This window comes from Pseudomonas lijiangensis, from assembly GCF_018968705.1.
GTDB classification, from domain to species: Bacteria; Pseudomonadota; Gammaproteobacteria; order Pseudomonadales; family Pseudomonadaceae; genus Aquipseudomonas; species Aquipseudomonas lijiangensis.
In genome coordinates this window covers 2,645,096-2,656,806 of record NZ_CP076668.1, presented here as the reverse complement: position 1 = coordinate 2,656,806, position 11,711 = coordinate 2,645,096, and the positions used below count along the sequence as shown (strand labels likewise).

The following is an 11,711-nucleotide window of genomic DNA, read 5'->3' as shown; positions in this document are numbered from 1 at the left end:
GTTCATGAGTTCCTGATGGCCCAGAATTGCAAATCAAGCCCGTCAAACTCACCTGAAACATGGAAAGCAAAACCCCCGGAGTTTTCCACCAGGGCCTGTTCCTGAGCAGTGAGTTCGAGAATGAAATAGGTCTTGTTCGAGTGAAACGGAATCTGTCGGGGCGCAACCGGCAGCGGTCTGAGCCTGATCCCCGGCAGATGCAGGTTGACCAGCTCGCGAATGCTCTCCACGGACCCGACCTTGAGATGTGAAGGCAGCCGATGACGCAACTCTTCGGTATCGCAATGCGCACTGACCGCCAGAACAAACGACGCCGACCCCAGCAATTGCTGATCGATACGCGGGGACACCAGAACGCCATACTGACGTGCCTGCAGCTCAAGTTCGGTTGCATGCTGTTCGAGCACCATGGACAACACTTGCCGGATCTCGGCCATCAAGGCGCTGAACGTCGCCTCTTGATCACTGTGCCGATAACCGCTGTTCAGCACAGGGCGCCGGGTGTCGCTGCCGAACGTGGCCAGATCCCCCAGCATGACCAGCAACACGCGGTACAACTCTTCAGGGTGAACCTCTTCGATGTTCAGGTAATGCCTGAGCAGCAGTTCGGTACGGTTGATCAGTTGCAGCATCATGAAATCACCGACTTGCCCACCACCGACCTTGCCGCTTGCACGCACGCGCCTGGCAATGACATCGCCGCGATACTCCAGCAAGCCCACCACCTCCTTGAGGCATGAGGTCAGATAGGTCGAGCGACGGGCATTGATGAATGTCGGGGTAAAGCCAGGGGCCAGCGTGATGGCCTTGTCAGGTGAAGCCGACAGGACATGGCACACCTTGAGCCTCACATAAGTCTGCTCGCCCTGCTGTTCACCCGGCAGCAGGCGAAAGTCCGGGCGCGCGCAAATGATCTCCGTGGAGTTTCCTTCCCCGGCATTGGAGTCCGATACCTTGCGTGTATAAGAGGTGTATCGGGCCAGCACATCGGGCTGTTCCGCCCCCCTCGCCTCAATGCAATTCCCGGTCACCAGTGGCAGTGCCAGATAGACCGGCGTGTCCATGGTATTGGGCGGTATATCCAGAGCCAGGGGTTTGTCACGATCCCCGAGGTCGAAAATGCTGCCATCGGGAAGAACCCCCGACGCCTGAGCGATCACGATCTGTCCGGAAGTCAGAAACTGCGGGTCTATCACCAACTCGGTGAAGCCCCACACATAGGCACCGGCCAACCGGGTGCGGACTTTCATCTGATGATCGTAATAACGGTCGTTATGCTGAAAGTGCTGCGGACGCAATAACATGCCTTCGCGCCAGATGACTTTATGCTCACTCATGGCTGGTCATGCGCCCTGGCTGATGTTCATCGCTACGGTGAATACCGGCGTCATCGAGCGACAGTTCGGTACGGGTATGCCCCTCGACGGTCAACGGAATGACATAGCGCCACCGGGTTTCAGGCAGGTTTCGATAAGCCGCCAGAACTCCGACGTACTGGCTGTCTTTCCCGGTCTTCAATTTGAGAGCGATGCTCTGCCCCGGCAGTAATTCCAGCTCCTCGCTTGCTACGAGGTCCGTACTCAGGGACTCTTTGGCGCGTCCATACAGGCTGAAAAAATCCATGTTCTCGAAAGCAACCGGATGCTTCAGCTCAAGCAGGCGCAAGACGATAGGAGAGGATCGACCGTTGATATCGGGGTTAAGGTCGTCACTGGCTGTCAGTTGCAGACTCAAGCGGGTCTGGGTCGAGTAAGGCGACAATGCCGAACAACTGCTCAGTGCCAGCAGCACAGGCAGCATGATCGAACTCTTGAGGCAAAACATGGTTATCATCCTTGGGTGTCCAGATAGAGGGTGTTTATCAGGCGAATCTGTTCTTCATAGGCATGGGCAAAGTTGCTGACCAGCAGACGTTCTTCCCATTCATCGTCTTGCTCCAGAGAGTGGTAATGGCGCACATAGGCACGCCAACGCTTTCCCGCCGTTTGCAATAACGAGAGATCACCATCCTGTTCAAACTTCCAGATCAGTTGTTGCGGTGAAAACTGCTCCAGCGTGATACGCGCCATAGTGCGACTGGCATCCAACATGGCAACTTGATGAGCCTGTAATGTTCGAAATTCCTGGGCAAGCGAAGACAGTGGAAACTTGCCATTCAATACGCCATCAACAGCGGCACTGACATCGGCCGCCCGTTCAATTTCCCCCATACTTTCCGGCGCCAACTGCAATTCGCTTTTCAACTCACGGCGAGTACGCAAGTTATCCCTTATACCGCTAATACAGTGCCTGAATAACCGTGCAGTATTTAACGCCAGGACTTGACGAGCCGACGGTTCAAGGTGATCGATATTGATACCCAACGCTTCGCCAAATGCTTTCCAGAAATCGTCAGTGAGGGTTTGTGATTCGTCCTGACAAGGCTCGGCGGACGGACAATCAATCAGAGCAGGCAGCAACAGGCTTTCACTGTCCACGGGAGCATGTTCCATCACATGCCCCGCTTGCCGGGGCGATCCCGGCAAGACCTTCATGTCCATGGCGGCAAGAGGGTCCAACGAGGTATTCATCCCTTCAAAGAAATTTTCCATGACTCTTTCTCTTGCCACTACTTGCCACGATTTATTGAGTCGGGGTCGCCCAACGTACGATATTCGTCATCATCAAATTTGAAGTGACCACCACAGCCCGCCAGAAAGCTTAAAACGACAAAAACAGAAACAGCAGGCAGCCAATAACGAGCCCTCATAAAAATGCCTCCATGAGATGGGGTGAAACAGACAATGAAAGTTATTTACCGATCAGGCATGAAGCTCATCACGTTTGATATTCAAATGAGACATGCGATAAAGCAGAGTACGACGTGCCAACCCCAATTGACGTGCGGCAAGACTGCGATTGCCGCCACTCTTTCTCAAGGAATCAAGCAATACACAGCGTTCGACTTGTTCAAGGCGCTCTTTAAGATTAAGCGTGGTATCACGAACCAATAGCTTTACATCAAAAGAAAAGTGTTCAGGTAACAGTTCGTTCCCTTCACATAACAGAACGGCACGCTCTACAAGCCCTTTCAGTTCGCGGACATTGCCGGGAAAGTTACGTCGACACAGCAGCAGAAGCGCCACTTCAGACCATCGAACAGGCGCACGACCAAGAAAGTGACAAGCCTTGTCGGCAAAATGCCGAGCCAGTTCCGCAATGTCTCCTTCACGATGACGCAATGGCGGCAACTCGATTGGAAACTGGGCAAGCCGATAGTAAAGGTCTTCCCTGAACAACCCTTCGGCAACCATAGCCAGGAGATTGCGGTGGGTTGCAGCGATGATTCGCACATCGACCTTGCGGGTCTCACTTGAACCCAACGGGCGAATCTCCCCTTCCTGCAAGACCCTCAAGAGCTTTGCCTGCAAGGACAGCGGCATATCGCCAATCTCGTCCAGCAATAACGTGCCGCCATTGGCGGTATCGAACAGACCAGCCCGGTCACGATCAGCACCGGTAAATGCACCTCTGCAATAACCGAACAACTCGCTTTCCAGAAGTCCTTCAGGGAAAGCCGTGCAGTTCTGCACGACAAAGGGCCTGGAGCGGCGAGGCCCGTGATCGTGAATGGCACGAGCCACCACTTCCTTGCCCGTACCCGTCTCACCGGTCAGCAAGACCGTGTATGAGCTTTGCAGCACCTTGCCGATCAAGTGGCAGGTCTGGTGCATGATCTCGCTCTGGCCGATCAGGCCGTACCGTTTCCGGGAAGGCTTCACGTCAAGAGGACTGGCGGAAGGTTGCAGACGCTGCAGCAGTTGCAGTTGCGAAAGTACAAATGCACCGAGTTCGCCCAGAGACTCGGCAAAGCCATCGAGCACCTTGCGATTCGGCCCGGCGCACAACAACAGACCGGCAACTCTCTGTTGCTGATCCACCAGTGGGACACACAACAACGATTTCCAGGCTTGTTCATGGGTCGGCAAGAAACCGGTGTCATAGATCCCGGCACTGAGTTCACTCACACTGACAATCTGGTTCTGGCAGAGACAGAACTGCAATAGCTGCTCACCCTTGCAATCCGCTTCAAGGCTTGCAGGGCTCATCGGAATGATTACGCCTTCCCGGGCTTCTGCACACAACTGCAAACGGGTGTGGGTAGCATCCAGCAGATATAAGCGGCCCAGCTCGCAATCAGTCAGTTCTGCGGCAGCAAGTGCAAACTCCTGCAACAGCCTCTCGCTGTCGCAGAGGTGCGAAAGACGGGTGTATTGAGCACAGAGTTTCTGGACATAGCCGAAAGGCTCTTCAATTGAGTTGAACATCATGCGCACTCGCAAATGACAGTGCCGGCGGCGTCGAGCGTGGCATGCACTGTTTCAAGCCTTTCGCCCCGGGCCATGGCATCCAGCACCCGGTCTGCGATCAGGGGCAGCACGTGAAGATCCAGCAGGGAATCCACCAGCCGTGCGCCACTGTCACTTTGCGCGCAACGCTCAACCAGGTAAGTGACCAGCGCCTGACAATGACTGAATACCAGCTGCCGGGATGACAGACGCTCACCCAGGCGACGAAGTTTGAGCTCGATCAACTCGCGCATCAGCGGCTCGCTGATCGGGTAGTAAGGCACCACTTGCATCCGTGCCAGCAACGCCGGCTTGAAGTGGGCACTGAGTAGCGGACGAATGATCTTGTCCAGTTCATCCGCTTCGGGCCGCTGACCGTTCTGGCACAGCGCCGTAATGGCGTCGCTGCCCAGATTGGAGGTCATGAGGATCAAGGTGTTGCGGAAGTTGATCTCCCTTCCCTCTCCATCATTGACCACACCCTTGTCGAAGATCTGATAGAAGAGATTCAAAACATCGGGATCGGCTTTTTCCACTTCATCCAGCAGAACCACCGCATACGGCTTTTGCCGGACAGCTTCGGTCAGCATTCCACCTTCGCCGTAACCGACGTAACCGGGCGGCGCGCCGATCAACCGGGAAACCGTGTGTTTCTCCTGAAATTCGGACATGTTGATCGTGATCAGAAAACGCTCTCCGCCATACAGCAGGTCAGCGAGCGCCAGAGCGGTTTCGGTCTTGCCGACGCCACTGGGACCTGTCAGCAGAAAGACTCCGACAGGCGCATCAGGCTTGTTCAACCCCGCTGCAACGGCGCGCATGGAACGATCCAGTGCCCCGATGGCCTGCTCCTGTCCACGGATCCAGAAGCGCAGGCCCGAAGCAAAGTCGGCAACCTTGTCGCAGTATTCGCCGGCCAGTTGGGAAAGCGGAATACCTGTCCAGGCGCTGATCACCTCGGCGACCAGACGAGGACAGACCTCGAAACTGACCAGTCGATTGCTTGCCTGACTCAGGACCAGGCGCTGATGGATGATTTGCAGCTCATGCTCGATGGATTCAGGCACGCCTTCACGATCCTGACGGCTGCGCGCATCAGCCAGTTGCTGTCGCAACCGGAGCACATGTTCAGCGTCCTCGCGTTGCTCATGCCAAAGCTGCTCAAGCCTGGCCTCTTCCTCGCCTGCCTGCGCCATCCGGGCTTGCAGCGTATACAACAGGCACGCATCGACCGGTAATCCCGCATCGGCATCGCGCCTCAAGGCCTCGATCTGACGCTGCCCTTCAGCCAGACCTGCACGCAAAAGCTCCAGGCTTTCGGGAGCTGCTGCGAGGCTGATCCGGACACGGGCACAGGCCGTGTCCAGAACATCGACTGCCTTGTCCGGCAACTGCCGCCCGGACAGGTAACGTGCCGATAGCCGGGCGGCCGCAACGACCGCATCGTCACGCAGATAAACGCCGTGACTCTTTTCATAGACGGGGGCCAGACCACGCAGGATGGTGATGGCCTCTTCCACCGAAGGCTCATGCACTTGCACGGGTTGGAAGCGTCGCGACAATGCCGGGTCTTTTTCGAAATATTTCTTGTACTCGGCCCATGTGGTCGCCGCGATGGTTCGCAGTTCACCTCGTGCCAAGGCAGGTTTCAGCAGATTCGCCGCATCGGAGCTCCCGGCCTGGGCTCCGGCACCGATCAGTGTATGAGCTTCATCGATGAACAGGATGATGGGTTCTGGCGAAGCCTTCACCTCATCGATGATGCCTTTGAGACGACGCTCAAACTCGCCCTTCAGGCTTGCTCCGGCCTGCAGCAAGCCCATGTCCAGCGACAACAGCTCGACACCCTGCAAAGGCTGCGGGACTTCGCCCTGGGCAATTCGCAGTGCCAGCCCTTCCACAATCGCGGTCTTCCCGACACCTGCCTCGCCGATCACGATCGGATTGTTCTTGCGACGACGGGCCAGGATATCGACCATTTGCCGGATCTCGGGATCACGGCATAGAACCGGATCGAGCTTGCCGTCCCGGGCTTGGCGGGTCAGGTTCTGAGTAAAACGGGCCAGCAGGGACTCGCCTGTTGGTGAGGGGGTATCGGCAGCGGCAGCCTGCTCGCCCAACGCGAAATCACGCAGGCGGTCGATATTTATCTTCGCCAGCAATGGCTGATAACGACTGCCGGCGTAACGGATTGGGTTGCGCAGCAGGGCCAGGATCAAGGCCGCCTGCCCGATCTGGCTCTGACCCAGTTCCAGATTGGCGACCAGCAAGGCATCCTGAAGCCACTGGACCAGTTCCGGAGCGAATACCGGGTTGCAGGAGGAACTGTGCTCCCTCGCCAGTTGCAAGGTCACAGCCAGAGATCCTGGTTCTATATCTGCGTCCTGCAAGGCGCGGGACAGCATTCCGTCGGGACGTTCGAGCAGAGCCAGCAGCAGATCCTCCACGAGAATCTTGCTGCCACCTCTTGCCACACAGCGTTCGGCAGTTCCCTCAAGGTCCCTGCGGGTGACTGCATCCAGTGCATTGACAAGTTGTTGCAGGTCTACATTGATCATCGATATCTGTCCTTAATGACTGTTCAGCGTGGCGAGGCCATCGGCCTGCTCATGCCCGAGCCAACTGCTCCAACCCAGATGGCAACTGTTGGAGTCGCCAATACGCAGCTCTCTGATTTCGTCCTGACGCAACTCCAGGCGAATGTCGTAATCCAGTTGGTCGCGCAGGGTGAAACGCACCAATGCTGCGAGAGATCCAAAGCCGGAACCTATGGGCAGGAATTCGTGAAAGCGCTCCCAGCCAAGTTGTTTGATGTGAATACGAAACTTGCCACCTCGATCGCAGACACGTGTGCCCAATACTGCATCTTCACCAAGGCGGCTATTGACGATTCCCAAGCGGTTACGTTGCCGCTCTAAAACTTCAACAGAACGCTCCATGCATTGCTCAATAAACAAGCTGGCATGTTTGAAGTAGTAGCGCAGTACGGACTCTATCAATGCGGCTGAATGAGCCCGCAAGCTCAGCAACCCGAGATAGGGAAACAAACGCTTCCAGTTGAGTTCTTCCGTACTGCGAACTTCCTCTCCTGCCAGACCTATCAGGGCAAAGAGTTGCCCCGAAAACGAATCCCGCGCGCCATTTGTAAAGCTGGCTTCATAACGATATTTACGCCAGACCGGAAAAATAAGCCGATGCAAACGATGATGAAAAACATCGAGAAACGAACGTGTCGTTTGCGATGACTCGTTATCACCTGACGCTTGCTCACTATAAAACGCAGGTAACGGAGAGTTGCCTCCACACAAACCCAGCAGGTTGAGCGTAAGTCGTGCCCGCTGCTGTCCGTGCTCTTCAAAAAAAACCAGGGCATCAATATCGCTTCCGGGAAATCCCAGACCGGGATTGGCTTGAAACTCCAGCAAGTCCTGAACATCGTCTTCGTCGACGTCCGGGTTTATTTCCCGTAGTTGTTCGACAATCAAAGGTATTGCCTGAAACAGTGAGTACCTGCGTATCGTCTGACTCAAGCGTTTCAGATCAGCGGTTGAAGTCCCATCCGTGGTGTCCATTCGTATACTTCTCCCTGGGTGCTCCTGACATGCAATTCATGGAAAGAGTTGAGACTGGCATAAAGAGCGAAAAACTCGTTAAGTACCGAGGCAAAAACAAATAATCCACCTTCCCCGGCACAGCATTGCGCATCGATCAGCAACTCCGTTTTCAATCCTCGAACAGGGAGACCTCGATATAAATGATCGACAGGTTCATGGCGAATGGACTTGAGCCCATTCAAAAGCTGCTTGCTGACCCGCTCAGCCTGTTGATCGTAATAGCGTGGAAAATCATACGTTTCCAGAATGCACTTCAACGCCGAGACATTATTCAACGACAGGTAATTCAAGGACATATTACTGATCACCCGCCACAGAAACTCCTTGTGTAGCGGCGGAGCAAAACTTCGCGTAGCCGGTGTAATGTTTCTGAACTTCAGAAAATCAGGTGTTTCCTCACAAGGCCTGCAAATACCGCCCACGGCTATCTGCAAGGGAAGATCCTGCTGGGTACAGGTCAACTCCACAGAAATGGTTTCATGCTGACGGGTCTGACGACCATCAAAACTCAAATACGTGTCCAGGCCATCGTGCAGCGGTGAAGGATGCTGGCGAATACTGTAATAAGGCCTTGGCTGCTGCACGTCGAAACTGGGGTCGTGCTCGAATGACTCAAACAGCACAAACTCCTGATAACCCAGGCCTCCCGGCTGCCAGCCGGTCACCTTGTCGACAGAAAAGATCCCGCATTTTCTTGAATCATGTTCGCCCGTCAATAGCCTGTATTCGTCCTGTGTACCCTCAAGACGAACAGGCAGTGCATCCTGTTTGAACAGATTCACGATAGGCGTGCAATACAGTTTTATATTCTGCAGTGTCGGTCGCAGGCGCTGAATTTCATTTTTCGCGATATCAAATGACAGCTCTACACTCCTTACCTTTTCCAGAATCTGCGGTGCAAGAGAGTTGATAATTTCAAGCCCCAGCACATCAACGAACAGGTATTTCTCTTTGAATACGAAATACTCCTGCAGGTAACGATACCCCCGAAAAGTATTCAATGGGTAAGGAATCAAGGCTTCCTCTTCTGCAAAACCCACTGCTTTTACTCTGTCGACAGGTAAAGTGAAAGAGACTGTTTTATCGCCTGTCGTAGTGAAAGGATTACCTTCCGCATCCAGAGGCGTCAGGCTGATCTTTTCGAGATTGTGCATCACCCCCAGGTATAAAGTCTGGCTGACGTACGACTCTCCGGCAAAATGCAGTCGCAAACGATTCAGTTCAAGAGAACCGATATGACCGTCACCGTTCATCTCAAGACGTAAGCCAAGCAATACGCCTGTGCCATTAACCGAGCAGTTCAATGCACTCAGCCTCAACGGCAATACAGTAGTTTCATAGCAGGTACGGAAATGACAAACAGCATCCTCAACCGGATGACTTTCCACGGGTGTTCCACGAGCAACCACTACACCCGTTCCCGAATGCTCCAGGGGTTCGAACTGCAACATGCTGACTGCTGGAAATGGCCGCATGTAGTTCGGCCACAACAACTGCATCAAGGAATGAGTAAGTTCAGGCAACTCGTCATCCAGCTTTTGTCGCAACCGCCCTGTCAGGAATGCAAAACCTTCCAGTAGTCGTTCAACATCGGGATCCTGGCCGGCCTGCCCCAGAAAAGAGGCCAGTGCAGGATTACGCTCGGCAAAGCGACTTCCCAATTGACGCAAGGCTGTCAATTCACTTTGGTAATAGGTATTAAAAGACAAGCGTTCATCCACCTGATTCGGGCCTGAAAAGCACGAACATAAAAAACAGAACTTGAACCCAACCGTACACACGCCATCAACATATGCCGAAACACACGCACACCCGACCAGACGTTGATTGACCCTTAACTTATATCGACTTTCCCGCCATCACCCAGACTTGCAGTAAAACGAACAGCGCGCTTCACACTTTCCACGGATAGAAAACCTTCAATGGAAAATCGCAACTTCAATTTTCCCTCTTCTGGCGGCAGGGATATCACGCGCACTTCGGACAATCGAGGCTCACAGGTTCTGATGAAAGCCTCGATAGCCGATCGAGACCGGGCATGAGTGTCATGCAGGCTCATGCGCATGTCATTCAAATCCGGCAGCCCATAATCAGGCTTTGTCTGCACACTACCCGCCCGAGTGCCGAGCATCTTCGCAAGATGAGCAGCCACCGAAGCAATGACACACTCTTCGCGACTCAAGCTGTTACGGCTCCTGGTTTCACCGCCAAGGCGCTCGAAAAGGCTACCGTAAGGATTCATGGCCGAGCGCCTGTAACTTGCATCCGGTTACTCCTTGTCCAGCTTGCCGACCAGGGAAAGCGTAAAGTCCGCTCCCATGTATTTGAAGTGAGGTCGCACGTTCAGGCTGACCCGGTACCAACCCGGCTCACCTTCAACATCACTGACGGTAATCTGCGCGGCACGCAATGGACGCCTGCCACGCACATCAGCGCTCGGGTTTTCCTGATCGGCCACGTACTGACCAATCCACTTGTTCAGTTCAAGCTCAAGATCGGTACGCTCCTTCCAGGAACCAAGCTGTTCACGCTGCAGCACTTTGAGGTAATGCGCCAAGCGGTTGACGATCATCATGTACGGCAGTTGGGTGCCGAGCTTGTAGTTCAACTCGGCCGTCTTCCCTTCGGCGCTGATGCCGAAAAACTTGGGTTTCTGCACAGAGCTGGCGGAGAAAAAAGCGGCGTTATCACTGCCCTTGCGCATGGTCAGTGCAATGAAACCCTCTTCGGCAAGCTCGTACTCACGGCGATCGGAAATCAGCACCTCGGTAGGGATCTTGGTTTCGATCTCACCCATGCTCTGGAAATGGTGCAGCGGCAGATCCTCGACAGCACCGCCACTCTGAGGGCCGATGATGTTCGGACACCAGCGAAACCTGGCAAAACTGTCGGTCAGGCGGGTAGCAAATGCGTAGGCCGTATTGCCCCATAAGTAATGCTCATGGCTGCCGGAAACGTTTTCCCTGTAGACAAACGTCTTGACCGGGTTCTCTTGCGGGTCATAGGGGTTACGCAGGAGAAAACGAGGCACAGTCAGGGCACAGTAACGAGCATCTTCCTGCTGGCGAAAACTTTGCCACTTGGCGAATTGCGGACCATCGAAGTGATCTTTCAGGTCCTTGAGATCAGGCAAGCCTGTAAATTGCTCAAGACCAAAGAAGCCAGGACCGGCAGCAGCAATGAATGGCGCATGGGCCATGCAGGCAACGCTCGATACATACTGCAGGGTTTTCACGTCAGGCGAACTTGGCGAAAAAAAGTAGTTGGCGATGATTGCACCAACGGGATTACCACCGAACTGCCCATATTCGGCGGTGTAGACATGCTTATAAAGGCCTGACTGCATGATTTCTGGCGAGTCTTCAAAATCATCCAGCAAGTCTTGCCGGGATACATTCAATATTTCGATTTTGATATTTTCACGAAAATCCGTGCGATCAACCAGCAATTGCAGACCGCGCCATGAGGCTTCCAGTGCCTGAAAGTCCTCGTGATGCAGAATCTCATCCATTTGCTGGCTAAGCCGTGTATCGATCTCGGCGATCATGCGATCGACCAATGCCTTTTTAACGGGCTCCTGGCTGTTGTGTGGTTTCAGCAGTTCCTCAATGAAAGCCGCCACTCCGCGTTTGGCAATATCATAAGCTTCGTCACCGGGGGCCAGTCTTGTTTCGGCGATAATCCGGTCAAGAACCCCATACTCGACAGCGTTGTCATTTTCTGACCGTAGCGCTTCAGCACTCATTAAATCGATTTCCTTATACGTAGA

Annotated in this window: 9 protein-coding genes; all 9 read right to left on the bottom strand. The window is 54.2% G+C overall.

Features of this window, described 5'->3' with window-relative positions; genetic code table 11:
• Positions 1 to 2: 2 nt before the first annotated feature.
• On the bottom strand, positions 3 to 1,337 hold the full coding sequence (gene tssK / locus KQP88_RS11555) for a type VI secretion system baseplate subunit TssK (protein ID WP_216705746.1): 1,335 nt from the start codon (positions 1,335 to 1,337) through the stop codon (positions 3 to 5).
• Positions 1,330 to 1,824, bottom strand: coding sequence for a type VI secretion system lipoprotein TssJ (gene tssJ / locus KQP88_RS11550; RefSeq protein WP_216705745.1), 495 nt, complete (start codon positions 1,822 to 1,824; stop codon positions 1,330 to 1,332). Before tssJ ends, tssK begins: the two co-directional genes overlap by 8 nt.
• A gap of 5 nt (positions 1,825 to 1,829) precedes the next feature.
• The gene (gene tagH, locus KQP88_RS11545; protein WP_216705744.1) at positions 1,830 to 2,591 is read right to left on the bottom strand and encodes a type VI secretion system-associated FHA domain protein TagH; all 762 of its coding nucleotides are present in this window, start codon (positions 2,589 to 2,591) and stop codon (positions 1,830 to 1,832) included.
• Between the two features lie 210 nt (positions 2,592 to 2,801).
• Positions 2,802 to 4,307 carry a sigma 54-interacting transcriptional regulator gene (locus tag KQP88_RS11540; RefSeq protein WP_216705937.1) on the bottom strand — a complete coding sequence of 502 codons (1,506 nt, stop codon included), beginning with the start codon at positions 4,305 to 4,307 and terminating at the stop codon, positions 2,802 to 2,804.
• Entirely contained in the window at positions 4,307 to 6,892 is a 2,586-nt protein-coding gene (gene tssH, locus KQP88_RS11535) for a type VI secretion system ATPase TssH (protein ID WP_216705936.1), read from the bottom strand. The genes KQP88_RS11540 and tssH overlap by 1 nt, the downstream gene beginning before the upstream one ends.
• A 6-nt stretch (positions 6,893 to 6,898) precedes the next feature.
• Positions 6,899 to 7,900 carry a type VI secretion system baseplate subunit TssG gene (tssG, locus tag KQP88_RS11530; protein WP_216705743.1) on the bottom strand — a complete coding sequence of 334 codons (1,002 nt, stop codon included), beginning with the start codon at positions 7,898 to 7,900 and terminating at the stop codon, positions 6,899 to 6,901.
• The gene (gene tssF / locus KQP88_RS11525; RefSeq protein ID WP_216705935.1) at positions 7,864 to 9,651 is read right to left on the bottom strand and encodes a type VI secretion system baseplate subunit TssF; all 1,788 of its coding nucleotides are present in this window, start codon (positions 9,649 to 9,651) and stop codon (positions 7,864 to 7,866) included. Before tssF ends, tssG begins: the two co-directional genes overlap by 37 nt.
• 125 nt (positions 9,652 to 9,776) lie before the next feature.
• Positions 9,777 to 10,184, bottom strand: a complete 408-nt coding sequence (gene tssE, locus KQP88_RS11520) for a type VI secretion system baseplate subunit TssE (RefSeq protein WP_216705742.1) — start codon at positions 10,182 to 10,184, stop codon at positions 9,777 to 9,779.
• A gap of 27 nt (positions 10,185 to 10,211) precedes the next feature.
• Positions 10,212 to 11,687, bottom strand: coding sequence for a type VI secretion system contractile sheath large subunit (gene tssC / locus KQP88_RS11515; RefSeq protein WP_200992367.1), 1,476 nt, complete (start codon positions 11,685 to 11,687; stop codon positions 10,212 to 10,214).
• Positions 11,688 to 11,711: the final 24 nt, after the last annotated feature.